The organism is Armatimonadota bacterium, assembly GCA_037138755.1.
Classification (GTDB): Bacteria; Armatimonadota; Fimbriimonadia; order Fimbriimonadales; family Fimbriimonadaceae; genus Fimbriimonas.
Genome location: JBAXHT010000001.1, coordinates 81,251 through 107,355 on the forward strand (window position 1 = coordinate 81,251; position 26,105 = coordinate 107,355).

Sequence of the window (26,105 nt, forward strand, 5' to 3'; positions counted from 1 at the left end):
TCGAAGCTTCGACAGAGATTATTACGCGGTGAGTAGCGAGCAGATGCTCAACCTGGAGCCGTCATGTAGAACCTCGAACAGAAAAATCAGATATCAACTACAAATTATTTTGAAGTCTTTTCCAATTTGGTCAGTACTTGGGTTATAATTCACAATAGCGACAGCACTATTGAGGAAGCAATATTTGTAACTTGCTTAGAGAATGCACTAATGGATATCCCTCCCAAGTCTGGTTCGATCATTAATCCCAATCCAATTTTCAAGGTTTTTTTGAGGGCGGTTGGATTATGCGTACTGCTTTTGCTCGGGTTTATCACAGAGAAACGGTTGAACGTTGTTACTGAGTGGAGGTATCAGAATCGTGTTAAGTCTGCCGCTTGTGTTGACGATTCGAAGCCTACCGAGAAGGATTTCATGGAGGCACTCCAAAGTAGTGTAAGGAGGCAAAATTGAGGCGCACTACTGGACTCACTCTGATCGAACTCATCACGGTGATCGCTATCCTCTGCGCTCTTGCGGGACTAGCTTTCTCTTTGACATCCCCAGCCCGCGAATCGGCCAAGCAAAGAGCATGTGTAAAGCAGCTGGAACAGATTTTTGTCGGACTTTCACTCTACGCCGCCGACTACGATGCAGAAAGTCTCTATCCAGAACTTCACGGCCTATCATACATTGGTATAACTGGCAATACGTTCGCGCCATACGTGAGCAAAGAGCTTTGGTTCTGTCCCGAGGTTCCGCAGCATTTACGCTCGGGCAGAATTTCAACTTACAGCTCTAGTATTCTAGTAGCTCCCGTAGACAGTAGCGGCAACATTTCGAGTTTTCGCAAAGCTGCCATCAGCATGGAGAAACAGCTAGGTACCGATATGTTTGTAGTGGAATGTACCGCTCACGACGAATTATATTACGCCCCGTCAGAACGTTCAGTTGACTTATCGTTAGCCACTCCCCATAAGTGCTTGCTCCGCGTAAATGGCTCCGTTTTCTGCGGAAGATACAAACCACCACGAGACTTCATTTTGACCACTCCGTAGGTTAGAACCATGCAAAAACTAAAATCACTCTCCCCTATCGCTGCTCTCGCTTTGGGAATCCTGATCGCAGGCTTCAGCACAGCATTGCCGCCAGTTCCATGCAACAAGAGCATGATTTTCCAGTGCGCTGAAGGATGTGTCCGAACAGAAGGCGGCCAATACAACTGCTGTAGCACGGCAGGCGGCGGATGCTGTGCACGACTATGTCGCCCCATTTTTTGTAACGGTCAAGGTTGCACCAACGGAAACAATGCTGCTGCGGGGAGCGTTATTCCAGATTCAGTCTGTGCAGACCCAGCCTGTGAATAATCGACTTTCTAAGAGAGCACAGTTTTTAACCCTGGTAAGCATCGTTTTGCTTGCAACACTGGTTACAGTGTTCTTGCGGTGGGGAGATGTTCGTACCCGGAGGCGAAACGATGTCACTCGATTTGTTGAATTCGTGAATGCTGGTCGATACACGGAGGCATTTTCACTCACCGATGAATCTTGCCCAGAAGGGATGCTTCGGCTTTCACGTCAATCAGCTACGAGAATTTTCGAGTCATATGTACGATCCGCAAAGCAACCACCGCAGTTGCGTGTCGTTAGTATCCTGGAAGGTGAAGGAAACAGTAGTGATAGGTTCACTGTAAGTGATCCGCATAAACCCACGTCGATGGAGTTGTACATTCGGCGAGATGCATCTGGAAACTGGAATTTTAGCTCCACTGAAACGATGTTCCTTCTAGTGTTCTACTGCGGTGAGGATCGCATAGATAGGTTCACAAGACTCCTCGCTGCCCTGGAGCAGAATCAGGAGGGTTGCTTTCCTATGGTGCAGGGTAGGGTCACAACCCCAGATCGTATCCGAAGATTCCTTTCCGGAGAACTCCCCTCCAACCAAGTCTTCACATACGACTCGTGTCCCTAGTTGTCACTCTATCGCTCCACAGGGCATGCATTCCTGCTCGATAGGCTGTCTGCCTCTTGAGGACGTGGAACCAAGGTCAAGCTTGCATACGCCAGACTTTGACTTCAACGATGATGCTCTAGAGATCGGGGTTCGGGTGATGACTGCGTTGGCGTTGTCGTAGCCCCGGCGTCCACGCCAGGATCCGGAACCCCACGGGGACGCCGGGGGTACAATCAGGTTCCCGCATGGATCAATCGCGCATCCGCAATTTCTGCATCATCGCGCATATCGACCACGGCAAGTCCACCCTTGCCGACCGCCTCATCGAACGATGTGGCGCGATTCGAGGCACCGCTCAGGAGCAGATGCTGGACTCGATGGACATCGAGAGGGAGCGCGGGATTACGATCAAGATGGCGGCAGTTCGGCTGCTTTACATCGCTAAAGATGGGCTTGAGTACGAGCTGAATCTGATCGACACTCCGGGGCACGTTGACTTCACTTATGAGGTTTCGCGGGCACTTGCAGCTTGTGAGGGAGCTTTGTTGGTTGTCGATGCAAGCCAAGGAGTTGAGGCACAGACCATCGCAAACGCAAACATGGCGATGAACCAGAACTTGGAGATTGTTCCGGTGATCAACAAGATTGACCTTCCTCACGCGGACGTTGAAAGGGCGCGGGAAGAGATTGAGATGGCGGTTGCAGTGGATGCGACCGACGCGATTCCGTGCTCGGCTAAGGCAGGAATTGGAATTGATGAGATTTTGGAGGCGATTGTCGCCCGGATTCCGCCGCCAGATGGTCGGGACGACAAGCCGCTTCGGGCCTTGATTTACGATTCCCACTTCGACGCCTACCAGGGCGCGGTGGCCTACGTTCGGGTTCGCGACGGAGCGGTCAAGAAGGGCGATGTCATCAAGATGATGAACACCGGATCGACGTTCGTGGTCGATTCAACCGGCCACTTCGGGCCGGGTTTGCAGGTCAATGACGGGATTTTCACTGGAGAAGTTGGTTACATTACCGCAGCGATGAAGTCGATTGGCGACGCCCAGGTGGGCGACACGGTCACAACTCGCGATGAAGGTGCTTCGGAACCTCTGCCGGGTTACCGGAAAGCTCTGTCAATGGTCTTCTGCGGCCTTTACCCGTCGGACGGGGATCAGTACGAAGACCTCCGGGATGCGATTGCGAAGCTCCAACTGAACGACGCCTCGCTGCAATTTGAACCCGAAACATCGGCCGCGCTCGGGTTCGGGTTCCGCTGCGGATTCCTTGGCTTGCTGCACATGGACATCGCTCGCGAGCGGCTAGAGCGCGAGTTCAATCTCGACCTCATTCTCACCGCGCCAAGCGTGGACTACATCGTTCATAAGAAGAACGGCGACGTTGAGCACATCTCGAACCCCAGCGAATTTCCGGACGCGAACGAGATTTTGGCGATCGAGGAGCCGACGGTTAAGGCGACGATCATGGTGCCCAACGAGTACGTTGGCGCGGTGATGACGCTTTGCCAAGAAAGGCGCGGGATCTATACTAAGACGGAGTACCCGACTCCCCAACGCGTGATCTTGTACTACACGCTTCCGATGGGCGAGATCTTGCTCGACTTCTTCGATAAGCTGAAGTCGAACACTCGCGGCTACGCCTCTTTCGACTATGATCCAGACGAGTACACGGCTTCGGAGTTGGTGAAGCTTGATATCCTTTTGAACGGCGATATTGTCGACGCTCTTTCGTTCATTGTTCATAAGTCCTTCTCGTACAACCGGGGACGCGCGGTGGTCGAACAGCTTCGAAAAGTCGTTCCTCGCCAGCAGTTCGAAGTCCGAGTTCAGGCGGCGATCGGGGCGAAAGTGATTGCAGCGGACACCATTAAGCCGTTCCGAAAGAACGTCATTGCCAAGTGCTACGGCGGCGACATTTCGCGTAAGCGCAAGCTTCTCGAGAAGCAGAAAGAAGGTAAGAAACGCATGAAGCAAATCGGCTCGGTTGAGCTTCCTCAGGAAGCGTTCCTTAGCGTTCTGAAGGTTGCAGAGTAGTTTGGAGTGCGGACGCTTGCGCCCGTTTTGAGTTCCAGCGACTTGTCGCGGCTGGTGCGGCAGATTGCGAGATAGAGCCGAGCAAGCTCGGCACATTCAAAGCGGGCGCGAGCGACCGCACTCCAAATTAGAGTTCAAAGCGTTTGCGAGTGACTTCCCAGCTCGTCACACCGCTGACTGCATCCGCCGCCTCGCAGCAACAGGCTCCCACCGCGCAGCCGATTCTCATGCTTTCTTCGATGGAGTAGCCGTTGGTCATTCCGAAGATGAAGCCAGCGATGGTGGCGTCGCCGCTGCCGGTGGTTCCGACGACTTCGACGGGGAAGATGGGTTGGCGGTGGCCTTTTTTGCCGTCCCACCAGAACAGGCCATCTCCGCCGCACTTGAGGATGAGCTGGTTTGCGCCGAGCTTGAAGGCCGCTTCGAGGGGGTTGTTGGAGTCCGTGACGGCGTGGGCTTCTCCCTCGCTGGGCATGAAGAAGTCGACGTGGGGGAGCACTTTTTTGAGAATGCTGGGCCAGTGGGCTTTGCCGGATTCGCCTTTCCAGTCGGGCTGGCTCATGTCGAGGGAAGTTCTTAGCCCCGCCGCTTTGGCGCGGCGGAAGATGTCGGCGAGTTCATCGCCGCCGTCGGCGTACATTCGGCGCATGAGTGGCGGGTAGCCGAAGTGTAACCAGTCAGCTTTCGGGAGGTTTGTGAAGTCAAGATCGCCCGATCCGAAAAGGTGGTTGGTTCCGGCGTGGTGGAGGAAGGTGCGGTCTCGGCCAGGCTGGCTGATGACGATCGAGTGGGAAGTTTGGCCGTGGGGGGTTCGGATCAGGTACTGATCGAGGCCTTGCATTCTTTCTCGAATTGCGTTTCCGAAGGCGTCTTCTCCAATTCGCGCGACCAGCGTGACCTCGGCTCCGAGTTTATGGAGCGCGAGGCCGACGTTAGAGACGGCTCCGCCGGTGGAGAGAATTGATTCGCCGGTGTCGACAAGCTGACCCGGTTCGGCGGGGTTGTCGGTGAGGAAGGTGGGGATGATGTCTAGGCAGAGGTGACCAGCGACGATGACACGACTCATTTGAGGGTCACCGTTTGACCGGTGCGCTGAGATTCGAGCGCGGCGGTGAAGAGGTGGTGACTCGCGAGGGCTTCGTCGGGGGTAGCGCATTGGAATTTGGGCTTGTTTCCGGCGAGCTCGTCGATGAACGCCGCCCACATTTGAAGGATCGCACCGGGGAATCCGAATTCGAAAATAGGTCCGGTAATAGTGGGGTAGGCGGACGAGTAGCCGAGGTCTTCTTCCTGCCAGGCTTGTTTTCCGCCGGGTTGGTAGGGCATTGTTCGCAGGGTTTTTGGGTGCTTGGTGTTGAACTCCGCACTGTTTTTGGTTCCCAGAATCTTGATGTACCAGGAGTCGGTGTCGCCGGGGGAGACCCGCTTAGTTTCGAGAATCATCGGGAAGCCTTGGTGGGTCTCGCAGGCCAGGATGGCGTTGTCCCAGGTGTCGCAAGGTTCTTGATTCCCTGCGCCGTTTGGGCGGGTTGGGAAGATGTTGGTGAGCAGAGCGCGGACGTTTTTCGCCTGGAATCCGAAGCGCAGGGGCAGATGGAGGACGTGGAGTCCGAGGTCTCCCATGCAGCCGTATTCGCCATTGGTTTCGGCCTTGCGCTTCCAGTTGATTGGCTTGTTCGGATCGAGATCGCTGCTATGGCAGAAGCCGGCTCGGAGTTCCATAATTTGGCCGAAGGCGTTCAGTTCGACCATTTGGACTATACGTTGGGCGGCGGGAAAGAAGGGGAACTCGCTGGAGCAGCGCACGATCGTTTGCGGGCTTTTTTTGATGGCCTGGATGATTTTCTCGGCGGCAGATAAGTCAATTCCGAAAGGCTTCTCGGCGAACAGATGCTTCCCTGCTCGGATGCAGTCGATGTAGATCTGCTCGTGCATGTTGTGCGGGACAGCGCAGTAAATGGCTTCGATGGCTGGGTCCGCAAGCAGATCGTGGTAGTTTGTCGTTGTTTTGATTCCGGGATGGTGAGCGGCGAACCACTCCATCGCAGTTGGGTTGACGTCGGAGACGGCGACGATGACTGGCTTCGCTGGCATCGCCAGCAGATGCATCCAGCGTGCTGCTGCACTCGCGAACTCGCGCCCCATGAGCCCGCACCCGATCACTCCGAACTTGATCTCTCTCATTGTTTCAGCTCTTCGGCGGCTCGCTGGGGAGTCCAATCTTGGTGAACGATTCCCATCAATGCTCGTGTCATTCCGGCGGGGTTAGGGTGTTGGATCACGTTGCGACCGTAAACGATTCCCTTCGCACCTTGGTCCATCAGATCCTTCGTTCGCTGCAGGATTTCCTCGTCGCTCGCACGGCCGCCGCCTCGGACAAGGACGGGGATGCCGGAGGCAACTTCAATGACTTTGTGATAATCACTGACATCCTCCGTCGGGTCGGCTTTGATGATGTCGGCACCTAGCTCGACGGCTTGGCGGACGAGCGGGCGGATTTTGTTGATGTCTCCGTCGACCATGTAGCCGCCTGCTTTTTCGTTCGACTGCATGACGAGCGGCTCAACCATCAAGGGCATTCCCGCCCGGTCGGCTTGGGATTTGAGCTGGTTGACATTTCGGACGCAATCTCGGTGGAGCTCGGGTTGATCCGGAAGGAGCAAAAGATTGACGACAACGCAAGCGGCATCGAGGCGGACGGCTTGGTCAACCGCGTCGGCGACAAGCTCGCTCATCAGCGTTCTTGGTAGCGCGTTTCCATAGACATTCGCGACGTCGGTTCGGAGAACGAGGGCAGGCTTCTGGCCCTTCATATTCTGCAAGATCGGAGCGGTGCCCGGTGGAAGCTGCACGGCGTCCGGGGCCGCGGCGACCACCGTTTCTATGGCCTTGCAAATATCTTCTATCCCACTAAGGAAGGAAAGCTCGTTGAAGAAACCGTGGTCGATGGCGACGTCGAAGCACTTACCATCGGCGGCGAAGAGTCGATTCAGGCGGGGCTTGTGCACGATGCTACGATCTTACTCTGAAGCACCTTACTTCGCCAGTATCAATCATGTCGGCTTGCGCTTTTGGATGATCGCGTCGAGTTGGTGCTGATCAATATCCACGTTCACTTGGATCCAAAGAGGCAGGTGGTCCGACATCTGGTAGGTGTAGTCCTCCTTGCTCATGCCTCCTGCGAACAGCACCGGAATGGTTGATTCATCTTGGAAGAAGTCGAGGATTCCGCCCTTTTTCGTGAAGTTCTCCGAGTATATGGGATGGTGAAGAATCTGGTCATAACGCTTGTCCTTCTTGAGGTTCGTGCCGAACTCTTCTTGTTGGAGGGCAGTAGGGATTCGAAGGCCCCACTTGGTGATTGCCTTGAACAGCTTTCCAGTATTGTCATCGATGTTGAAGTCGCCCATCACAATGAGGTCTTTATCCTCCTTTGATTTTTCAAGCCTTTTCGCTTCGATCCAGTCCGCTAGACGCCCAAGCTCGTCAGCGCGGGCGTCAATGCTGTCTCCCCAGCGGATGTGGGAGATCAGGACAACGAAGTCGAAGTTTCCAGACTGAAAGGAGGCCATGTACGGAGCTCGCCAGAACGACTTTTCTGAAACATACTCAAAACCTTTTTTCTGCCTAGGGGGGCTGACTTCGGCAGCGAGTCCGGTGAATTGAACCGCGCGTTCGTCGTAGACGAACGCAAGACGTTCGCGATTTCCTCCGGCGTCGGGAATCATGTCAGAGTAAACACACTTCCAGTAGGGACCGAGAATCTCTAAAACCCGCGCAAGGTCCGAAAGGTTATCTCTAAGCTCGATCACGCTGACTAGATCGAACTGACCGATTATCTCCGCGATATAGTGGATCGAGGCTTGTTTGCGCTTTTGCTTGCCAAATTCACGAATGTTCCAGGTGGCGATGTTAATCGACTCATCCAGTTTCGAAGGCGGAATTTTTGCGGCTGCGATCAGTTCTCGGACTTTTGTTAGTCCGATCGCGATATCCGAAGAGACGTTACCGTGAAACATAAGACCACTGTACAACTTTAGAAACTAATTGACAAGTCGGTGTTGACTATGTCTTAATACTCTCGCGATGCTTGTAATCCGCCGAAGCCTGTCCTTCTCGTAAGAGAACCTCCTTGAGCGCAAACGCTCAACCGCTTCGACGTAAACCAAAGACTACAAAACAAGCAATATGCGACTTCCCAAAGACCTTTTTTCGGAGGCATTGACCCTCCCTGACTTGGCGATGGTGTACGAACTCGGCGAACGAGTGAGCACCGCCGCCCACGACCTTGCGATCCTCAAAACCGAGGATTATGCATTCAATCCAGCTGAATATGCCGCTTCCGGCGGATGCGAACTTCACGTCCGTAACGATGTGACGGGCCTCTGGCTCGCGCAGTGGAGCGACAACCACGTCCGTTTGCGACCGAAGCATGCGGCGTTCGACGTTGCCTGGCGAGGCGAAAAGCTGAGCCTGGTGTGTATTGAGCCCGACTGCGAACCTCGCTTCTGGATCGTTGCCGGAACTTCACTCGCCTTGTGCGAGCGGTTTTTCGCGACCGTCAGCGCGTGGTACTCGGCTTCCAGCGATGCCATTTCTGTTTTTGATCATGGACACTTCATGCGCGATGAGGAACTGCGAGAGGATATTTCCAATCGTTCACTTGAGTCGCTTTGCCTGACTGACCAGATTCGATCTGAGATCCAGCGCGGGGTGATCGAGTTCTTCGGAGCAAAGGATGTTTATTCACGACACAACATTCCTTGGAAGCGAGGAGTGATTCTGCATGGACCCCCTGGAAACGGAAAAACGCAGACCATTCAGGCGATCGTGAACCAACTGAAGCTGCCGACAATCTACGTCCGATCGCTGCATGCTAGGTGGGATTCTCCCGAGGATTGCATTCGGCTGATCTACGAACGGGCCCGGCTCGCAAGTCCGGCGATTGTCGTTCTAGAGGACATGGATGCCCTAATCACCCAAGGAAACCGATCGTACTTCCTCAACGAACTCGACGGATTCCGAAAGCTTCACGGCGTGATGACGATCGCCACGACGAACCACTTGGACAAGCTCGATGTCGCCATTCGAGATCGACCAAGTCGGTTCGATGAAAAGATCTTCTTCGACAATCCAGATCTGGAGAGTCGGACCAAGTATCTTTCCGAGGTCATTGCCAAGTGGCAACTGACCGTTCCGTCTGACAGAGTTCAAAAACTCGGCGAACAGACGAACGGATACTCGTTTGCAGGGCTACAAGAGCTGACAAGATCGGCTCTCATGAATTCTTTGAAGAATTCAGAGGATCCTTTTGAAGGTTTGATTCCCGAAACCGTTAAGAAGAAATCCAAGGCCAAAAAGAAGAAGAGCTCCTAGCGGAGCTCTTCAATAATCTTAGTGGTGATCGTGGTGACCGCTTTGTGGGCCGTACCATTCGTGCTCGATATCGCGAGCGACCGTTTTGCTATAAACGAACCAGATGTACAGGTTGATGACCGTTGCGATGATGAGGCCGATACCCATTCCACGCAGACCGCCGTCGACCGAGTAGAGGGCTAGGTCACCTTTAAGCGTCTTTGTAAAAATGGTTCCGCAGGCAAATCCGAAGACGGAGAACACGAGGAAGAGCACTCTTCCGAGGGTGCGAGCGATCTGAGCATCTTGCTCAAGCGCAGGTCGTGTTTCGTGGTTGTCAGCCATATCTATTAGATTATATCTACTTGAGGAAGCGGTTGAGGGTGGTTCGCACCTCTTGTGCCTTTTCTTCAGGACTCAGTTGATGCTCAGGACCCTCGCCGAAGACACAGTCTTCGATGTGGTGAGTGAGAAGCAGCAGCCCGAGTTGGTCGAGCGCGGCACGCAAAGCCGACACCTGAGTGAGGACGTCGACGCAGTAACGCTCCTCGTCAATCATCTTCTGGATTCCGCCGACTTGACCGGAAATGCGGGCGAGACGCTTTTTGGCGTCGGCGTAGATGTCGTTGCTCACTCAACAATTATCACAAAAATGTTCGCCTAAAGAAACTTACACTACCCCCCTATGGTATATATTACTGATATGAGACGAGCTTTTACCCTCATCGAGCTTCTGGTTGTGATTGCCATTATCGCCATTCTCGCGGCGATTCTTTTCCCGGTTTTTGCCCAGGCGAAGGCCGCAGCCAAGAAGACGGCGGACCTCAGCAACATGAACCAGATTGGCAAGTCGATCTACATGTATGCCGGAGATAACGACGATCACACGATGTACGTTGACCACGAGGCAGATTTTGAGTGGTTCGTGCCGCTTTACCCTTACGTCAAAAGTAAGGACGTATTCCGCACACCGGCTTACAAAGCGAAGCCGGTGATTGACCCCGATGGGGCAACCGGACTCATCACCCCGGACTCCGACTACTCGCTGAACGGACTGTTCTCGCACGGCGAGTCGATGACAATCAGTTCTAGTCCAGCCCAGCAGATCTCCGTGGCAGTCAGGAACATCGAGAATTTCCATCCCGACTACCATCCCTGGCCGGGCACCGCTTGGGCGGATAGAACGACGCCTGACTGGGACGACCTTACTAAGTACGTGGGTAGCGACCACTCGGATGAGCCGGTGGAAGACTGGTTCACCGGAAGACTCTTCAGAACGCCGTGGAATAACAAGGGCTCCAACTTCAGCTTCCTAGATGGACATGCAAAGTATTACCCTTGGGAGCAGACCCTTCGGGTGAACGATCGACTACCAGGTATGCACAACGTGGACCGGATTGTGGAGAAGACGCTCTAGCCGCTCTTTTTGCCGGAACCAGGCTTTGGGGCGGTCTTCTTGGCCGCCTTTTTCTTTGCTTCGGCCAGGAATTCCTTCATCATCGGCTGGTCGAGACCGCCGACGGTCATGAGGACGACCTTGCCAGCTGAGTTAATGACGACTAGAGTCGGGTAGGCACTGACTTTGTACTTTTGCGATGACTTGGTGCCCTCTTTCTCGCAGTCTTGTTTCACGACGATGAAGTCTTTGAAAATCGCCTTAGCTTCCGGAGCTTGGAAGACTTCCTTGTCCATTTGCTTGCACGGCCCACACCAAGTCGTGTAGAAATCAACAAGAATCAACTTGCTGGTCTTTGCGGCTTCCTTCTTCGCCTTCTCAAGATCGTGACTGTACTCTGTCTTGGCAAGGCATAGAGAAGACAAAAGGATGCCAGAGAGCAGAACGATAGTGGATCGTTTCATACCTCTTATGATGCACCAAGTAAACTGTCGTTTCCCTTATGAGTGAGAAGCAATTTCGCCTTTACGATTCGCTCTCGCGTTCGGTCAAGCCGTTGACGACGCTGGAGCCAGGCCATCTACGCTTCTATTCCTGTGGACCGACGGTTTACTCCTACGCTCATATCGGTAACTTCCGGTCGTTTATCACGGCGGATTTGGTGGTCCGAACCGCGCTCTCGTTAGGTTGGAAGGTCACCTGGGTTTCAAACATCACGGACGTGGGGCACCTCACCGAAGATGACGTTGCCGACGCCCAAGGCGAAGATAAGATGGAAAAAGCCCTGCGCTCGAAGGAAGGCGAGCAGTTCCATAACGTTTGGGAGCTCGCCGAGTTTTATGAAGACGCCTACCGGGACGACTGGAAGCAGCTCAACCTGTTGGAGCCAGATGTTCGACCTAAGGCAACTCAGCACGTTCGGGAACAGATTCTTGCGGCAGAAGAGCTGATTGCCAAGGGCTACGCCTATGAAACCGACAGCGGGATTTACTTCTCTGTTGAGAAGTTCGCTGAATATGGGAAGCTGAGCGGGAACACGCAAGAGAACCTGCGAAAGGCGGTTCGAGACGTCGTTCTGGACGAAGAGAAGAAAGACCAGAGCGATTTCGCGATCTGGAAGAAGGACGACAAACATCTGATGCAGTGGTTCTCGCCGTATGGATGGGGCTTTCCGGGTTGGCACATCGAGTGTTCGGTGATGGCTCGGGCATACCTCGGGGACACTATTGACCTGCATAGCGGCGGCGAGGATAACAAGTTTCCGCACCACGAGTGCGAAATCGCGCAGAGCGAGGCTCTCACTGGAAAGCCGTTCAGCAACCACTGGACTCATACGGCGTTTCTTCAGGTGAATGGCCAGAAGATGGCGAAGAGCGCGGGGAATTTTTACACCGTTCGCGGCCTCGTTGCCGATGGAGCCGATCCTTTGGCGATTCGATTTGCGCTAATTGGCGGGGTGTACCGGAAGCCATTCAATTTCACCGACCAGGGTCTCAGCGATGCGGCAACAAATCTGGAGCGATTCCGACGGGCGATTGACGCGGCCTTGGCAGCGTCGGGCGAGGGCGCCGACACCCTTGGCGAAGAACTAAGCGGGCTATTTGACGACGCATTAGAAGCAATGTGCTCGGACTTGAACACGCCGGTAGCGATTGCCAAGGCGTTAGAGGGGGCCCGGCTGATTACCCGGGAAGGGTCACTGAACGCGGCGAGTGGCGCGTCTGCGAAGTCGTTCCTAGAAAAAGTCGAGCTGCTGCTAGGGATTATTGGACCACTCCAGGTTGCTCCCGAACCCACCCAGTCGCTCCCAGCTGTTGACGAAGCTAGGATTCTGGCTCAGATCGAAGCAAGGAGGGCCGCGAAAGCCGCGAAGAATTGGGCCGAAGCCGATGCGATTCGGAATGCGCTTCTCGAAGAAGGGATCGTCCTCACGGATAATCCCGACGGGACTGTCGGCTGGTCCCGTGCATAACTAGGCACATATCTTGCATCATTTAGAGTAACTAAACCGTTCCGACAAAGCTGTCGGAACAAGTAGGAGTTTCACAACGCCGTGAGCATCAACCCGAAAAGCCCCCATCTCGATTTTTTGCGCGTCACCGAGCGCGCCGCTCTCCTCGCCGCCCGGTGGGTTGGCAAAGGCAAGAAACATGAAGCAGACGATGCCGCTTGCCAAGGCATGCGTTCTGCGCTTAACGAACTTAACATCGCCGGAACCATCGTCATTGGCGAGGGTGAGATGGACGAAGCTCCGATGCTCTACATCGGCGAAGCTGTGGGTACCGGCAATGGTCCTGAAGTTGAAATCGCTGTTGACCCTCTGGAAGGAACCAACCTCTGCGCCAACGGAATGCCGAATGCGATCGCCGTTCTCGCTGGAACAATCAAAGGCGAAGGGCACCTGCTCCATGCGCCCGACTGCTACATGGACAAGCTGGTCGTCGGCCCCGAGTGCAAAGGAATCGTCGACATCTCGGTTCCCGCGAAGGTGAACATTCGCTTGATGAGCAAAGCTCTGGGAAAGAGTGTTGAAGAAGTCACCATAGGGATTCTCGACCGAGACCGGCACCGCACGCTGATCGAAGAAATTCGCGAGACGGGAGCCCGCGTGCACCTCATTTCCGATGGAGATCTTTCGGTAGCCTTGGCCGCCCTTGACCCGGATTCCGGTGTGGATGCCTTGATGGGCTCAGGCGGCGCACCAGAGGGCGTCATTTCGGCTGCAGCGGCTCTCTGCTACGGCGGCGAGATGCAGGCGAAGTTCCTGTGGTCGTCTCCCGAGGAACGCGAGCGGGCGGTTGGCATGATCCAGGGCGATGTGGATCGGATCATGACGACGACAGATTTGGCGAGTGGGCACGTCCAGTTTTGCGCCACCGGAATTACATCCGGAGACATGCTGAAAGGTGTCCGATACCGACGCGACTTCGCGCTAACGGAGAGCATCCTGATGCGGAGCAAAACTGGAACGATCCGACGCATCCAGACGATGCACCGAAACATCAAGCGTCGTGACGATATTCCTGGCGGATACTAGTCGATGTCGTAGCGGAAAATCGGCTCGATGTGACTGTTGCGATCATAATTGACAAGCTCTTTGAGAAGTCCGGTGCGCATATCGTAAACCCAGCCATGAACTTCGGGGAGTCCGATGGTTGCCCAGCTTTTCTGGATGATCGAGGTTTCGACCACGTGCTTAACCTGTTCAATCACGTTCAGCTCGACAAGCCGATCATATTTCCCAGTGCTAGTGATGAGACGGTCGAGTTCGTGTTGGTGGAGCCGATAGACATCTTTGATATGCCGGAGCCACTTGTTGATCAACCCAAGATCCTTATTCGACATCGCATTCATCACGCCGCCACACCCATAGTGACCACAGACGATAATGTGACGAACCTTCAGAACCTCAACCGCGTACTGCAATACCGCGAGCATGTTGAAGTCGGTATGGATCACCAAGTTAGCCACGTTTCGGTGAACAAAAAGCTGGCCCGGGGAGGCTCCAGTGACTTCTTCGGCCGGAACCCGGCTATCCGAACAACCGATCCAGAGAAACTCCGGCTGCTGATCGTGCGAAAGGTCTTCGAAGAATTTGGGGGAGACGCTTAGCTTTTTCTGAACCCATTCGTGATTGGCGGCCAGGAGTTCGGAAGGGTTCTGCATGTGTCCTCGAGGGTTTGCTCATGATACCGGACGAATTCCTTGAGCAAATTAAATGAATTGCGGTACAAGTGTGCAAGATTTAACTTTCAAAAGGCTAAGATAGTCCAGTGCCGAGAGAGATTGCGGAATGGAACGAGTCGACACAACGGATGGTTGGCGACCGGTTACGTCGAGCCCGTTTGGGGCATCACTTTTCTGTGCGCCAAATGGCGGTCTTAGCGGGATTAAGCAAGACATCCGTAGTGCAAGCCGAGGCGGGCCGAACCTCGAGACGCTCGACCTATGAAAAGATTGGATTAGCTTTGCATTTGCGCATGGAGTCTTTGCTCTCAATCACTCAGAGCACGACGGATCCATTCTCAGTACACCGACAGGCCGACGACCGTTGGTATCGACTGGCTCACTTTAATGAGGGGCCGATCCAGGACCAGTCCGAGGAAGGCCGCAAGAAAGCGGTCGCCGCCGGCGCAACCCCATTCTGTTACCTTTCTTCCCGCCTTCACGGAGGGGCAATCAAGCCGAATATTCTAGAGGTTCATGCGCAGTCGGAGAAACGATCTCATCCTGGTGAGGAGTTTGCCTTTGTCATGCAAGGTCGTGCACTGCTAGAGATTGGAGAGTCCGTCATCGAGCTTTCGGAGGGCGAGAGCGTGACGTTCTGGAGCGGCGAGCCACATTCCTACGGCCCTGCTCCGGGCTCCCCGCTTCCGGTGCGAATTCTGAGCGTTAGAGTCGATCCATGACAATTCCCAAGGCAGTCGAGATTTTTGTTCAGGCGTTCAGTCAAGAAAAGAGCCGGACTTATCCGTATGTTCCAACCCAACTAGAACCTTGGCTCTGGGTGATGCAGGACACTCCGGATCGGAAGAAGGCACGGAAACGCGAGGTGATTTCGATCTCTGGCGATCCGGCACAGACGGTCAACAGAATTGAAGAAGCGGGTTTCGGCTGGCACTTCATCTGTGAGATCCACCCTCCGGACGTGGATTTCGAGTCGATTCGGTCGGAATACAAGCGTCTGGGTTACCGCGCGATCTCAACGGAATGGTTGTATGTCCATCGGCTGGATACTCTCCCAGACCGCACTCAGAAGATCGAAATTGTCAAGATTGAGTCCGAGGAGATCATGGCGACGATTCCACAGACCGCCTCCCAAAAGCGAAAGCTGATGGAAGGGACCACAAAGTTTGCGATTCACGACGGCAACCAGGATCTCGGGTGGGTGACCCACATCCCGATGCTGGGGAGCAACTGGGTTTCCAGTCTCTGGGTAAGGCCGGAGTATCGGAGTAAGGGAATGGGAAGAGCCTTGATGACAGAGCTACTGCACCATGCCAAAACACGAGGCGATGCCGCAAGCGTGCTACTCGCCAGCTCCGATGGCGCGCGCCTCTACCCAAAGGTTGGGTACGAGTTGATCGCGGTTCTCCAGATGTTCTGTCCAGCAAAGCGGTAACTACTTCAAAGCAGCCTTTTGCTTACTCTCAAGGGCAGCCTTGACCAGCCCTTGGAAGAGGGGATGCGCTCTGTTCGGTCGGCTCTTGAACTCGGGGTGGGCTTGGGTGCCAACGAAGAACGGGTGAGCGGGCACTTCGACCATTTCGACCAGGCGATAGTCAGGCGAAACTCCCGAGATGATCATTCCTTGCTCCTGGAGCTTTTCGCGGAAGTCGTTGTTGACCTCGTAGCGATGGCGGTGCCGCTCTGTGATACGCGTCGCACCGTACAGCTTCGCGCTCAAAGTGTCGTGAACCAAGTTGCAGGGGTACGAGCCGAGGCGCATCGAGGCACCTTTGTCGGTTACATCTTTCTGCTCAGGCAGGAGGTGGATGACCGGATACGGCGGGTTGGGAAGCATTTCTTCAGAGTTCGCTCCGACCAGACCACAGATGTTACGGGCGTACTCGATGACCGCCATCTGCATCCCGAGGCAGATCCCGAAGAACGGCATCCCGCTCTCGCGCGCAATGCGAATCGCTTCGATCTTCCCTTCGATTCCGCGACCTCCGAATCCGGGGCCGACAACGAGGCCATCAATATCTTTAAGGGCGTCTTCGGGAGAAAGTTCACCTTCCAAGGTGTCACTTTCGATCCATTTGACGTTGACTTTACAGTCGTTCGGAATTCCTGCGTGAACCAGGGCTTCGGCGATGGACTTGTAGGCGTCCCCGTTGGAGGTGTACTTCCCAACCACCGCGATCGTGACATCGTTGGACGGGTTCTTGAGTGTTCCGACGAGCTTGCGCCATTCTTCCATCTGATCCGGTCGATGCTCAAGACCGAGGCGTTTGGAAACGAATTCTCCCAGGCCGAGGTCTTCGTACATCAGCGGAACTTCGTACACCGTGTCGAGATTCTGAGACTGGATAACGGCTTCCTTAGGGACTCCGCAGAACAGACTGATCTTCTCGATCACGTCGATTTCCATCTTGACTTCGCAGCGGCAGACGAGGACGTCGGGTGCGATACCGATTTCTCTCAGTTTGTAGACGGAGTGCTGGGTGGGTTTAGTTTTGACTTCGTGCCACGGCCCGACGGTGGGGACCATAGTGACGTGCACGTACATCGTGTTTTCGTAGCCGAGGTCGGTTCGCATTTGACGAATGGCTTCGAGGAACGGAAGGCTTTCGATGTCGCCAACGGTTCCACCGATTTCTGCGATGACGACATCGGCTTCTTGCTCGACAGCGACCTTCTGGACCAACGCCTTGATTTCGTTGGTGACGTGGGGGATGACCTGGACTGTGCCTCCCAGGTAGTCACCGCGGCGCTCGGCTTCGATGACGTTTTTGTAGACCTTTCCGGTGGTGACGCTGCTGCCTTTGGAGCAGTTGACGTCCATAAAGCGCTCGTAGTGGCCAAGGTCGAGGTCGGTTTCGGCACCGTCTTCGGTAACAAAGACTTCGCCGTGCTGGAAAGGGTTCATTGTTCCAGCGTCGACGTTGATGTAGGGGTCAAGTTTGATGGGGGCGACGGTGAAGCCACGGTTTCGGAGAAGCCTTCCTAGGCTTGCGGTGGCGACTCCTTTGCCAATCCCGCTCACAACTCCGCCCGTTACAAAGATATATTTCGTCGCCATTTTGACCTTTTGGTAAAACCCCAAAAAGGATGACGTTCGGCAAAGGCCGAAGGGAGGTGGGGTTTGGAGAAGTATACACGCTGGAGAGCGCGAGACAATTGCCCCACGCTCTCAGCGCTACATTCCGGAGAACTCTAACCTCCGCCTTTCACCTTGAGCGGAAGCCGCGGCAAGAAATTGATCGGATTGCCAAACTGGAATTGCGGCGCATCCAGCATGATGATTGGATTGGTTTGGTCTAGAGTCACGTTGAGATTCTGGTTCGTGCAGATTTCCCGTAGATCCTTTCCATCACTGTAGTAGAAACGAAGGCCACGAAGAGTGAATGAATCTGGATTCCAGGTCCCACCGCCGGGACCTGGTCGAATGCCGATCCCCAGGGCCATGATCCGGCTGATAAATGGAGTGAGATTAGATTCTACGGTCGGTACCGGTACGGGTGCGATCCAACCAAACCGAAGGGTTGAATTGGCTGGAACGGAGGAGCCTCGCCAAAGTCCGGTTAATCCCGGTCGGTCAACGCCTTTGCCCCAGTTGACAACTTGGACGACCTTTTCCGGCTGGCTCCACATATCCTTGGGTTTAAGAATCGTAATCAGCTCCAACGTTGAGTCATCACGAAGATCGTCTGGCCCGGCCGTAATCTCAAAGCCCAGACTTGCCGGAATGTCCTTTGGAAGAACAAGTGGGGTCAGGCTCGGAGTTGACCAACGTGTAGCATTTCCACTGAATTTGGCGCCCGGGGTCCAGCATCCCCACTCGCGTGTGAGGCGATCTCCTTCTACGGCGCTGACTCGAAGCTGAGCCATATCTGCTCGATTCACCCGGAGACCATCGCCGGTGTTGACTCCGCAGTTGATTCCGTATCGTCGGATTTCCGTTCGATTTACGCCCGGCACCTCGAGATACAGATTGAGTTCTCGACGCCCGTTAGCATTGAACGGCGCAAACTGGTTGAGCGCGTAAGTCTCCTTTGACTCGGTCATCCCCCTTGGAACTCCGCTGGAGGAAAGTCTTTGCGCCGCACGCCAAGGCGTCTCAATTCGCCGTCCGTCGGCAAGGTCCACGTAGAACTGCCAATTCGCAGTGTCGTCCCAATCTCCCGCCGCGTTGCCTTGTGTGTTTCGAAACAGGCTGGAGGAAGTCACCGTTGCGCACAGCCGGTTGGTTCTAGTGAACTGCTCGTCTTTAAACGTCATCACTTCGCCACTTTTCCACTCATCGAAGGCATTAGCCGTGGTGAACTCATAGTTGACGGTGTCGTCAAACAGTAACTCTTCCTTTGCGTAGCCACCCTGCAAGGTCTCTGAGGCAAGTACTTGGACTCGGCCAATACGCCACTTGTCCGGCTTGAGAAGCTGGCCATCGCCCTTGTGAAGTTGAGTTGTAATTCCGATGTGCTTGATGCGACCGACCTCGAGCCAATCGGGGATGTCCCAGTGCCACGCAAGCATTGTGTTTCCTGCAAGTGGTACACCCGGCACCGCCAGGGGAGCAGCCGCACGCGAGCCGTCTTCGAATTCAAAGAACAGAGATGCTGAGCCGCCGTCTCGCAGATCATCTCCCCCGGAAAGAACCGACACAAACATGTGCTTGAACTTGCGGAGAGGCTGTCTGGGTGCCCTCGGTAGCGGATTCGCATTATTCCCTGTCGCTTTGTTCGGGCTCAGTTTGAGGACGTCCAGCGAGGGGCGAAACTTCATATTGAAGATCGCGTGAGGTGGAGGGTTGAATTGTTGGGAGAGAATCGCGGGCTGCGGACGAGTCAGCTCATTTGCAATGACGGCGAGAGTAATCAAGGACATAGCCGAATTCTAAGCCTTTGATATCCCAGATGGCAAGCAAAAGATCAGGCAAGCTAATGCCTAATGCCCGAGATACAATCCTGATATGTTGAGCGTAGTGATGAGCGGGGTTCTTTTGACAAGTCTAAACAACCAGTGGACTGCAGAGCAGGCAAACAAGTGGCAGGCGAAGCAGCCTTGGGTTGTTGGGGCGAATTTCTTGCCTTCGACTGCGATCAACCAGTTGGAGATGTGGCAGGCAGAATCCTGGGATCCGGTGACCATTGATCGCGAGCTCGGATGGGCGGAAGGGATTGGGATGAACACGGTTAGGGTTTATTTGCATGATCTGGCTTACCAGGCTGATCCAAAAGGATTTAAGAAGCGAATGTCTTCTTTTTTGCAGATTGCTTCGAAGCACAAAATTCGACCGTTGTTTGTTTTCTTCGATGACTGCTGGAATCCGAATCCTTCTATCGGGATGCAACCGGCGCCCAAGAAGGGGGTTCATAACAGCGGCTGGGTTCGATCGCCGGGAGATTCTTCGCGGTCATTGGCTGAGTTTCCGAGGTTGAAGGTTTATGTTCAGGACATCCTTCGAACTTTCAGCAAAGACAAGCGGGTTTATCTTTGGGACCTTTACAACGAGCCGGGGAACTCGGGTTATGAACTCAAATCAGTTCCGTTGCTAAACGCAGTTTTTGATTGGGCGCAGGAGGTTCGGCCTTCTCAGCCGCTGTCGGTTGGGGTTTGGTATGGCAACGAAACTTTGAACAAGATACAGCTAGATCGGAGCGATGTGGTGACCTTCCATAACTACAACGACACTGCTTCTCTTTCGGGGCAGATTGCTTCGTTGAAGGCGCTGGGACGGCCGGTGGTTTGTACGGAGTGGATGGCTCGGACCAACAATTCACGGGTACTGACCCATCTTGGTGTGTTCAAAGATGCCGGCGTCGCGGCGATCAACTGGGGACTGGTTTCTGGAAAGTCGAACACGATTTTCCCCTGGGGGTCGAAGGAAGGTGGCGAGGAGCCTAAGGTTTGGTTCCACGATTTGTTCCGGCAGGATGGGACGCCGTTTGATGCGGCGGAGATTGCGGAGTTTCGGCGGCTGACTGGGCGATCGTAGATACCCCTCGCAGGAGAGGGTTCGGTGAGCGAAGTGAACCGGGGGAGCGGGAGGAGTCTTGTCGGTTCTGGAGTTACACGTGGTTAAAGTCTGGTAGTTTCGAACTCTCTCCAGCCCGCCGGACTGCTGCTTGCCCACGAATTTACGGGTTCGGCCGGCCAAGTGAAGTACTGATCGGGCGGATCCGACTTGGGCCGAACCACTCATCCTTCGTCGGAGGCAAACCGTCCACCCGACATCCATGCAAGCTCTCGAATGTGGCAAGTACGGTCGCTGGGTGCCACTTGCCATCCGTACCACTTTTCACCTCGACCCTATGTCCAACTTTATACCGTGGGAACTGGGGCACTCTGACATCATCTGCTGAAACGACCTCGTCCTCATCAGACTTCGTGTTCTTCGTGTAGTGAATCTTGAACCCATCCGGGGTGACGGCGAGAATCTCGGCTCGGTACCACTTGCCTTTCCACCTCACCTCAACAAGCTCTCCAACCCTATCGGGTGCCTGTCCCTTAGCAACCGTGAGCCGCATGTTGAGATCAAACGCTCCTGAGGTTGCGAACATCGGCTTACCTTCTGCGGCATGCGCCATGTATCGCTTGGTGTACCACGCAAGCTCCCCAAAAGTCACATAGCCATCCTTGTCCAAGTCCACGACCGGATTTCCGCCAAATCCCCGAAGCAGGCTCTGATAGAATCGGCACCCACTTGATGCAGATTGCTGAGAGAAGGTCGAACTGAGGGCGCCATAGCTAATTCGACTTCGGCGGCGATCGATCAAGTCCACAACTCCACCCGAGTAACAGCTATCGATGAACAACAGCGCATGACTTCCGCGGAAGTTCGTCTCAATCGCATCAATCAACCAAGTCTTCTGCAAGCTCCGGTCATGCATGCTCAGGATGTTGCGTCCGCTATGCCCGCTGAAGGCAAAGATCAGCATTTCGCCCGGGCGGCTTTGGCGAAGGAAAGCGGCGAACTGGTTTGACACGTTCTGGGCGGTCGCCTGCTGTTTGGTCAACAGCATGATCTGATTTGCGGGTACCCCAAGCTCTCGGAACTGATCCACAAATGCCGACGAGGGAATCTCAAGCCACGATGCGGGCGGCGCACTCTCTCCCTCATAAAGCAGAACGTCAATGAAGAAGACCCGGGTCTTTGCGGGCGTCCATCCGAGTTGGTTTGGCGTTTGAGCGAATGCGGTTGCCCCGCATGAAAGCAAATAAAGCAATACTAACCAAACCCGATACAGCGATGTCTGGTTGATCCTCTCGATTGCTTCCATGAGGACTTTGAAGTTCCGTCCGGACCACATGATCTCTCATTCCCTCGGCCGCCTCCGCTCATCAGTTGCCGGCGGCCACCCGTGTTGTTTGAAGATACGTCACACATTGAGACGCGGTTGGCGTTACTCCCCGGAATGGCTCAAGATTATCTTTTTAGCCTGAATGATCCCCAATTTGAACGAGGACACCCCGTGAACGCATACGACAATTATCGTACAGAACACATTTAGAAGAATGTGAAGGAGCTTCTGGATGCAGATCTCTATGAATCAGTCCTTAAACAGCGGCGTGAATTCCAGCGGTGTCTCGCCTTCTCGATCCACATCGAACGCTCCTGCCCTCTCACGATCGACAACGACCTTGTGGAACTCCTCGTTCACAAAGTGGACCGCCGCTCCATCCGTAGCGGCGTAGCCGGGGGCGATGGTTTGTTCTCGGAGCATTTGGCGCAGGAGGGGTTTACGTTCGGGTTCGGAGTCGTAGTGGGGGGTGAAGCTGCCGGGGAGCCAGCCTAGGCAGGGCATGACCTGGATTCCGGGGCCGAGGGAGTCGGTGGTGCACTGCTCGAACCAGATGTTGGCTCCGGCGGAGATTCCGGCGAGGATGGTGCCTTGGTTGTAGGCTTTGCGCAGGATCGTGTCGATTCCCCAGGCTTGCCAGAGGAGCATCATGTTCATGGTGCTGCCTCCGCCTACGAAGATGAGGTCTTGGTCGAGGAGCATTTCTTCAGGGGTTCCGGTCCAGGTTTGGGATCGGAAGAGTTGGAAGACGCTGGTTTGGGCGCCGAGGGATTTGTAGGCGGTTTCGAATTTGGCGATGTAGTCGAGCGAATCTCCACTGGCGGTGGGGATAAAGCAGACTTTTGGTTTGCTGGCGGCGCAGAGGGAGAGGAGGTACTCGTCGAGGCGAAGGTTTTCGAGGCTGGACCCGAAGCCTCCGCCGCCGAGGGCGATGATCTGGCGCATTTGCTGGTTGGGGGTTTGGGGCGAGGGTTGTTCCCACCCCTTGAGGTGTTATTGAGCTTCTTCGGTTGATTCGTCGGCTGGGGCAGAGTCGCCTAGGAATTTGTCGAGCATTCCGTCGATCGCGCTACCTTCGGGGGCAAATTTGTTTTTGAGTTCGTCGAGCATGTCGCCGTGGAGGGCGTCGTCGATTTGGCCTTCGATGCTGTCGGGGATCTTATCTCGGAATTTATCGAGAACGTCTCCGGCTTTGCCTTCGAGTTCTTCGTGGGTCATGCCGAATTTGGAGGCGATTTGGTTGAGGAAGTCGCTCATTTCGGGTTCATTGTACACGCTATCCGGGGTTCTGTTTGCGGATGCGCTGGCTGCTCTGCTTGGGCGTGAGCTTGCTGTTGTCGCTGGCGGGAGTTTGGTTTTGGGCCGGAGCAGCGTCTCGCAGTTTGTCGAGGGCGGCTTTGATGTCTTTTTTGGATGGACGGGACATGGTGGGATTCCTTAAAGAAAAAGCGACGAGCTGTTTGGCTCGTCGCTTTGAGTCGATCTGGAGTGGTGGAAATTAAGAAGTCTTGAGCTTCGCGGAACCCTTCTTGATCGCGCGATTCTTCTTCTTGACTTTCTTGACGCTTGCTTGCATCTTCACTTTAACGAGAGACTTTGCCATATCTTCTAGTTATACCCTAAGCCAAAACCGCGAGTAACTCCTGCACTTCAAGCATTGCGGTATTGAGTGCCGAAACGGCGTGGTCAACCTGCTCGGCGTTGATGATGAGCGGCGGTTCCCAGCGGAGGACTCTTGGGTTGTTGAGGGCGTAGGCGACGCAGACGCCTTCTTTCATCAGAGTGGCGACGGCGACTTCGCCGACTTCGTCTTCGGTGAACTCGATTCCGATCATGAGTCCGCGACCACGAACGTCGCCAAGGATAGCGGGGTATCGAGATTGGATTTCTCGGAACCCGTTGATCATTCGCTCGCCCATTCTTTGGGAGTTCTCGATGAGCTCGGGGGAAAGTTGGGAGAGGGCGGCGAGACCGGCGGCGCAGGCGAGGGGGTTTCCGCCGAAAGTGGAGGTGTGGATCATCGGGTTTTCGCCGTAGACCTTGTTGTAGATGTCCTCTGTATAGACGGTGACGCCGAGGGGCATGACTCCACCGCCGATGGCTTTGGCGAGGGTCATGATGTCTGGGGTGATGCCCTCGTAGTTACAGGCAAAGGCGTAGCCGGTTCGGCCAAGTCCGCTTTGGACTTCGTCGAGGATGAGTAGCGCGCCGTGCTTATCGCAAGCTTCTCGAGCGGCTCGTAGATAGCCATCTGGAGGAACGATGATTCCACCTTCACCTTGGACGGGTTCGAGGATGACGCAGGCGGTTTGGTCGTCGATGGCTTGGACGAGGGCATCGGTGTTACCGTAGTTCACGAACTCAACGCCGGGCATCAGCGGGAAGAATTTCTTGCGGTACTTCTCACGGCCGGTGGTGGCGAGGGCTCCGAGGGTTTTGCCGTGGTAGCTACCGTTGGTGGAGACGATTTTTGCGCGACCGGTTGCGCCTTTGGCGAGTTTGAGCGCGGCTTCGACGGCCTCGGCTCCAGAGTTACAGAAGAAGGAGAATTGGAGATTGCCGGGGGTGATTTCGGCGAGCTTTTCGGCGAGGTCGGCTTGTTGTTTGGTGAAGAACGCCTTTCCGCTGAGGGCGATTTGGTCGAGTTGAACTTTGACGGCTTCGATGACGACGGGGTTGCGGTGGCCGAAGGTGAAGGTTCCGTAGCCGCCGAGACAGTCGAGGAATTGCCGACCTTCGTGGTCGTAGATGTAGCACCCTTCCGCCCGCATTTCGACCCCGAATCCGGCGAAGCCCATGAGCTTGGCGAGGTTGGGGTTGATGTACTTCGTGTACTTTTCGTAAACGTCGGTGTAGAGGGCGTCGGCGCTCATATTGTGAGTATACGGCTAGTCGGTCGGCGAGGGTGCAAGCGGGGCAAGATGCAATCCCTTCCAGATGAGGTGCTTCACCCTTTGAATGGCTTCGATATCTTCCGGTTCAAGCTGGTGGAACAGTTCCCCGATGTGGGTTTCGAGAGCCGCCTGACCTTTCCGCAGCATCATCTGTCCCTTCTCGGTTCGAACAAGGTTGAACTGGCGGCGATCCGTCGGATGAACTTCCCGGACGATCAGGCCCTTCTTTTCTAGCTCGTTGATGATGCTTGTGATCGACGACGCCGGGGCACCCAGGGCTTTTCGGAGTTCACCGGGGGTTCTTTGCTTCTCGATGATGGCCAGGACAACCATCTGCTTGCTGCCAATGCCGAACTCTTCGAACGCCTCGGAGGCGCCTTCGAAGGTCTGCGAGAGGAACATCCAGATTGTCTGGACAAATTCCCATCCCAAGGCGTGCGGCTGCGGAGACATTTTTATTACGAATATCGTATTATACGAACATGGAATCAAGCCAGACAGTTTTCGTGACCGGCTCGACGGGCCTGCTTGGAGTTAACCTCATTCATGCTTTATTGGATCGGGGATACACGGTTCGCGCATTGGTCCGCTCGGTGGAGAAGGCGAAGCGGGTTCTGCCTTCCTCGGACCGTCTGGAGGTGATCGAAGGAGATTTGGATCAAGTTGCAGCGTGGCTTTCCGACGCGACATCCTCCGACTTTGTGGTTCACGCGGCCGCCTACTTCCGCGAGTATTTTGGACGTGGCGACCACGATGTTAAGCTTCAGCGGCAGAACGTAGATGTTCCTGTCGAACTCGCCAAGGCGTGTCTGGCGAGCGGAGTCTCTCGGCTGGTGATGGTCTCAAGCTCGGGAGCGATTTCGCCTCCAACGGACGGAAAACCCGTGACCGAGGAGAGTCCCGCCGAGGGGCAACTTCCGCACAACGGCTACATGCAAAGCAAATCCCGCATGGAAAAGGAGCTTCACAAGCTCGCTATTCCCGCGTCGCGGATGGTGATTGTGCGGCCGGGCTGGATGTGGGGCCCTCATGACAACGCGCCGACGGGGTCGGGGCAGATCTATCTCGATATGCGTAAAGTTCGGAAGTATCAGTTTATCGACGGACCGGCATTTGGGATTGTGGATGCGCGGGACGTGGCTCGGGGAATCGTGGCTTGCTTAGAGGTCGAAAATCCATCACCGATTTACAACATCTCGGGCGAAAATATGTCGCCCTTGGCGGCGATTCGGGCGATCGCGGCGGTCCACGGCAAAACGACGATCTCGCCAGTACCGCTGAAGTTTGCAATGATGATGAGTCGGATTCTCGAACTGATTACGCGTCCGCTCGGTAAGCGGAATCCGCTACCTCTACAGGGTTTGCAGGTTCTTGGGTCAAACTTCGCAATGAGTTCGGAACTGGCAAAACGGGAGCTCGGAGTGACGTTCCGCCCGTTCTCGGAGACAGCGCGGGAGACAGTCGAGCATTTGGATCGAGTCTTCCCGCTTTAGGAACATCACGAAATATTTTGTGCGGA

General features: G+C 54.9%; 25 protein-coding genes. 9 read left to right on the forward strand and 16 right to left on the reverse strand.

The genetic code is table 11. The annotated features are described in order from the left end of the window. Positions 1-2,177: 2,177 nt before the first annotated feature. Complete coding sequence (gene lepA, locus WCK51_00330; GenBank protein ID MEI7575311.1) at positions 2,178-3,974, forward strand: translation elongation factor 4; 1,797 nt, start codon at positions 2,178-2,180, stop codon at positions 3,972-3,974. Positions 3,975-4,101: 127 nt separating this feature from the next. On the opposite strand, the gene WCK51_00335 is transcribed toward lepA, so the two are convergent. The 4 genes from WCK51_00335 to WCK51_00350 are packed head-to-tail and all read right to left on the reverse strand — an operon-like array spanning position 4,102 to position 7,993. Continuing rightward, entirely contained in the window at positions 4,102-5,040 is a 939-nt protein-coding gene (locus WCK51_00335; protein MEI7575312.1) for a carbohydrate kinase family protein, read from the reverse strand. Next, entirely contained in the window at positions 5,037-6,158 is a 1,122-nt protein-coding gene (locus WCK51_00340; protein MEI7575313.1) for a Gfo/Idh/MocA family oxidoreductase, read from the reverse strand. The genes WCK51_00335 and WCK51_00340 overlap by 4 nt, the downstream gene beginning before the upstream one ends. Beyond that, positions 6,155-6,982 (reverse strand): aldolase, encoded by an 828-nt coding sequence (locus WCK51_00345; GenBank protein MEI7575314.1) that lies wholly within the window; start codon positions 6,980-6,982, stop codon positions 6,155-6,157. Before WCK51_00345 ends, WCK51_00340 begins: the two co-directional genes overlap by 4 nt. 45 nt (positions 6,983-7,027) lie before the next feature. Next, on the reverse strand, positions 7,028-7,993 hold the full coding sequence (locus WCK51_00350; GenBank protein ID MEI7575315.1) for an endonuclease/exonuclease/phosphatase family protein: 966 nt from the start codon (positions 7,991-7,993) through the stop codon (positions 7,028-7,030). Positions 7,994-8,162: 169 nt separating this feature from the next. Between WCK51_00350 and WCK51_00355 the strand changes: the two genes are divergently transcribed. Then, the gene (locus tag WCK51_00355; protein MEI7575316.1) at positions 8,163-9,350 is read left to right on the forward strand and encodes an ATP-binding protein; all 1,188 of its coding nucleotides are present in this window, start codon (positions 8,163-8,165) and stop codon (positions 9,348-9,350) included. Between the two features lie 18 nt (positions 9,351-9,368). On the opposite strand, the gene WCK51_00360 is transcribed toward WCK51_00355, so the two are convergent. Next, a complete protein-coding gene (locus tag WCK51_00360; GenBank protein MEI7575317.1) occupies positions 9,369-9,674 on the reverse strand; it encodes a hypothetical protein in 306 nt (101 codons plus the stop codon). A gap of 16 nt (positions 9,675-9,690) precedes the next feature. Continuing rightward, positions 9,691-9,963, reverse strand: coding sequence for a metal-sensitive transcriptional regulator (locus WCK51_00365; protein ID MEI7575318.1), 273 nt, complete (start codon positions 9,961-9,963; stop codon positions 9,691-9,693). A gap of 69 nt (positions 9,964-10,032) precedes the next feature. Between WCK51_00365 and WCK51_00370 the strand changes: the two genes are divergently transcribed. Beyond that, on the forward strand, positions 10,033-10,746 hold the full coding sequence (locus WCK51_00370; protein MEI7575319.1) for a prepilin-type N-terminal cleavage/methylation domain-containing protein: 714 nt from the start codon (positions 10,033-10,035) through the stop codon (positions 10,744-10,746). Here WCK51_00370 and WCK51_00375 read toward each other — a convergent pair. Beyond that, positions 10,743-11,189, reverse strand: coding sequence for a thioredoxin family protein (locus WCK51_00375; protein ID MEI7575320.1), 447 nt, complete (start codon positions 11,187-11,189; stop codon positions 10,743-10,745). The two genes, WCK51_00370 and WCK51_00375, sit on opposite strands and share 4 nt — an antisense overlap. 38 nt (positions 11,190-11,227) lie before the next feature. Between WCK51_00375 and cysS the strand changes: the two genes are divergently transcribed. Next, a complete protein-coding gene (gene cysS / locus WCK51_00380; GenBank protein MEI7575321.1) occupies positions 11,228-12,697 on the forward strand; it encodes a cysteine--tRNA ligase in 1,470 nt (489 codons plus the stop codon). Positions 12,698-12,778: 81 nt separating this feature from the next. Continuing rightward, a complete protein-coding gene (gene glpX, locus WCK51_00385) occupies positions 12,779-13,762 on the forward strand; it encodes a class II fructose-bisphosphatase (GenBank protein MEI7575322.1) in 984 nt (327 codons plus the stop codon). Here glpX and WCK51_00390 read toward each other — a convergent pair. Beyond that, positions 13,759-14,391 carry a carbonic anhydrase gene (locus WCK51_00390; protein ID MEI7575323.1) on the reverse strand — a complete coding sequence of 211 codons (633 nt, stop codon included), beginning with the start codon at positions 14,389-14,391 and terminating at the stop codon, positions 13,759-13,761. The genes glpX and WCK51_00390 overlap by 4 nt on opposite strands. Before the next feature lie 314 nt (positions 14,392-14,705). Here WCK51_00390 and WCK51_00395 point away from each other — a divergent pair, with 314 nt between their 5' ends. Then, positions 14,706-15,134 carry a cupin domain-containing protein gene (locus WCK51_00395; GenBank protein MEI7575324.1) on the forward strand — a complete coding sequence of 143 codons (429 nt, stop codon included), beginning with the start codon at positions 14,706-14,708 and terminating at the stop codon, positions 15,132-15,134. Then, positions 15,131-15,847, forward strand: coding sequence for a GNAT family N-acetyltransferase (locus WCK51_00400; protein MEI7575325.1), 717 nt, complete (start codon positions 15,131-15,133; stop codon positions 15,845-15,847). Before WCK51_00395 ends, WCK51_00400 begins: the two co-directional genes overlap by 4 nt. On the opposite strand, the gene WCK51_00405 is transcribed toward WCK51_00400, so the two are convergent. After that, complete coding sequence (locus WCK51_00405) at positions 15,848-17,470, reverse strand: CTP synthase (protein MEI7575326.1); 1,623 nt, start codon at positions 17,468-17,470, stop codon at positions 15,848-15,850. Between the two features lie 134 nt (positions 17,471-17,604). Beyond that, complete coding sequence (locus WCK51_00410) at positions 17,605-19,275, reverse strand: hypothetical protein (GenBank protein ID MEI7575327.1); 1,671 nt, start codon at positions 19,273-19,275, stop codon at positions 17,605-17,607. Between the two features lie 85 nt (positions 19,276-19,360). On the opposite strand from WCK51_00410, the gene WCK51_00415 reads away from it, so the two are divergent. After that, positions 19,361-20,386: a cellulase family glycosylhydrolase gene (locus WCK51_00415; GenBank protein ID MEI7575328.1), complete on the forward strand. Its 1,026-nt coding sequence runs from the start codon at positions 19,361-19,363 to the stop codon at positions 20,384-20,386. Positions 20,387-20,528: 142 nt separating this feature from the next. Here WCK51_00415 and WCK51_00420 read toward each other — a convergent pair whose 3' ends face one another. From WCK51_00420 to WCK51_00445, 6 genes are all read right to left on the reverse strand, one after another. Next, positions 20,529-21,701 (reverse strand): agenet domain-containing protein, encoded by a 1,173-nt coding sequence (locus WCK51_00420; protein ID MEI7575329.1) that lies wholly within the window; start codon positions 21,699-21,701, stop codon positions 20,529-20,531. A gap of 240 nt (positions 21,702-21,941) precedes the next feature. After that, on the reverse strand, positions 21,942-22,637 hold the full coding sequence (locus WCK51_00425) for a peptidase E (protein MEI7575330.1): 696 nt from the start codon (positions 22,635-22,637) through the stop codon (positions 21,942-21,944). Positions 22,638-22,685: 48 nt separating this feature from the next. Next, positions 22,686-22,949: a hypothetical protein gene (locus WCK51_00430; GenBank protein MEI7575331.1), complete on the reverse strand. Its 264-nt coding sequence runs from the start codon at positions 22,947-22,949 to the stop codon at positions 22,686-22,688. A gap of 19 nt (positions 22,950-22,968) precedes the next feature. Next, positions 22,969-23,118 carry a hypothetical protein gene (locus WCK51_00435; GenBank protein ID MEI7575332.1) on the reverse strand — a complete coding sequence of 50 codons (150 nt, stop codon included), beginning with the start codon at positions 23,116-23,118 and terminating at the stop codon, positions 22,969-22,971. A gap of 193 nt (positions 23,119-23,311) precedes the next feature. Beyond that, positions 23,312-24,565, reverse strand: coding sequence for an aspartate aminotransferase family protein (locus WCK51_00440; GenBank protein ID MEI7575333.1), 1,254 nt, complete (start codon positions 24,563-24,565; stop codon positions 23,312-23,314). A 15-nt stretch (positions 24,566-24,580) separates the two neighbouring features. Continuing rightward, positions 24,581-25,039 (reverse strand): MarR family transcriptional regulator, encoded by a 459-nt coding sequence (locus WCK51_00445; protein ID MEI7575334.1) that lies wholly within the window; start codon positions 25,037-25,039, stop codon positions 24,581-24,583. A gap of 29 nt (positions 25,040-25,068) precedes the next feature. Between WCK51_00445 and WCK51_00450 the strand changes: the two genes are divergently transcribed. Beyond that, the gene (locus WCK51_00450) at positions 25,069-26,079 is read left to right on the forward strand and encodes an NAD-dependent epimerase/dehydratase family protein (protein ID MEI7575335.1); all 1,011 of its coding nucleotides are present in this window, start codon (positions 25,069-25,071) and stop codon (positions 26,077-26,079) included. Positions 26,080-26,105 lie beyond the last annotated feature (26 nt).

Excerpts from the sequence above, each read along its gene's own strand:
- lepA (MEI7575311.1), top strand. The coding sequence starts at position 2,178 with ATGGATCAATCGCGCATCCGCAATTTCTGCATCATCGCGCATATCGAC.
- WCK51_00335 (MEI7575312.1), bottom strand. The coding sequence starts at position 5,040 with ATGAGTCGTGTCATCGTCGCTGGTCACCTCTGCCTAGACATCATCCCC.
- WCK51_00340 (MEI7575313.1), bottom strand. The coding sequence starts at position 6,158 with ATGAGAGAGATCAAGTTCGGAGTGATCGGGTGCGGGCTCATGGGGCGC.
- WCK51_00350 (MEI7575315.1), bottom strand. The coding sequence starts at position 7,993 with ATGTTTCACGGTAACGTCTCTTCGGATATCGCGATCGGACTAACAAAA.
- WCK51_00355 (MEI7575316.1), top strand. The coding sequence starts at position 8,163 with ATGCGACTTCCCAAAGACCTTTTTTCGGAGGCATTGACCCTCCCTGAC.
- WCK51_00360 (MEI7575317.1), bottom strand. The coding sequence starts at position 9,674 with ATGGCTGACAACCACGAAACACGACCTGCGCTTGAGCAAGATGCTCAG.
- WCK51_00370 (MEI7575319.1), top strand. The coding sequence starts at position 10,033 with ATGAGACGAGCTTTTACCCTCATCGAGCTTCTGGTTGTGATTGCCATT.
- WCK51_00375 (MEI7575320.1), bottom strand. The coding sequence starts at position 11,189 with ATGAAACGATCCACTATCGTTCTGCTCTCTGGCATCCTTTTGTCTTCT.
- cysS (MEI7575321.1), top strand. The coding sequence starts at position 11,228 with ATGAGTGAGAAGCAATTTCGCCTTTACGATTCGCTCTCGCGTTCGGTC.
- WCK51_00390 (MEI7575323.1), bottom strand. The coding sequence starts at position 14,391 with ATGCAGAACCCTTCCGAACTCCTGGCCGCCAATCACGAATGGGTTCAG.
- WCK51_00395 (MEI7575324.1), top strand. The coding sequence starts at position 14,706 with ATGGAGTCTTTGCTCTCAATCACTCAGAGCACGACGGATCCATTCTCA.
- WCK51_00400 (MEI7575325.1), top strand. The coding sequence starts at position 15,131 with ATGACAATTCCCAAGGCAGTCGAGATTTTTGTTCAGGCGTTCAGTCAA.
- WCK51_00405 (MEI7575326.1), bottom strand. The coding sequence starts at position 17,470 with ATGGCGACGAAATATATCTTTGTAACGGGCGGAGTTGTGAGCGGGATT.
- WCK51_00410 (MEI7575327.1), bottom strand. The coding sequence starts at position 19,275 with ATGTCCTTGATTACTCTCGCCGTCATTGCAAATGAGCTGACTCGTCCG.
- WCK51_00415 (MEI7575328.1), top strand. The coding sequence starts at position 19,361 with ATGTTGAGCGTAGTGATGAGCGGGGTTCTTTTGACAAGTCTAAACAAC.
- WCK51_00420 (MEI7575329.1), bottom strand. The coding sequence starts at position 21,701 with ATGTGGTCCGGACGGAACTTCAAAGTCCTCATGGAAGCAATCGAGAGG.
- WCK51_00425 (MEI7575330.1), bottom strand. The coding sequence starts at position 22,637 with ATGCGCCAGATCATCGCCCTCGGCGGCGGAGGCTTCGGGTCCAGCCTC.
- WCK51_00430 (MEI7575331.1), bottom strand. The coding sequence starts at position 22,949 with ATGAGCGACTTCCTCAACCAAATCGCCTCCAAATTCGGCATGACCCAC.
- WCK51_00435 (MEI7575332.1), bottom strand. The coding sequence starts at position 23,118 with ATGTCCCGTCCATCCAAAAAAGACATCAAAGCCGCCCTCGACAAACTG.
- WCK51_00440 (MEI7575333.1), bottom strand. The coding sequence starts at position 24,565 with ATGAGCGCCGACGCCCTCTACACCGACGTTTACGAAAAGTACACGAAG.
- WCK51_00445 (MEI7575334.1), bottom strand. The coding sequence starts at position 25,039 with ATGTCTCCGCAGCCGCACGCCTTGGGATGGGAATTTGTCCAGACAATC.
- WCK51_00450 (MEI7575335.1), top strand. The coding sequence starts at position 25,069 with ATGGAATCAAGCCAGACAGTTTTCGTGACCGGCTCGACGGGCCTGCTT.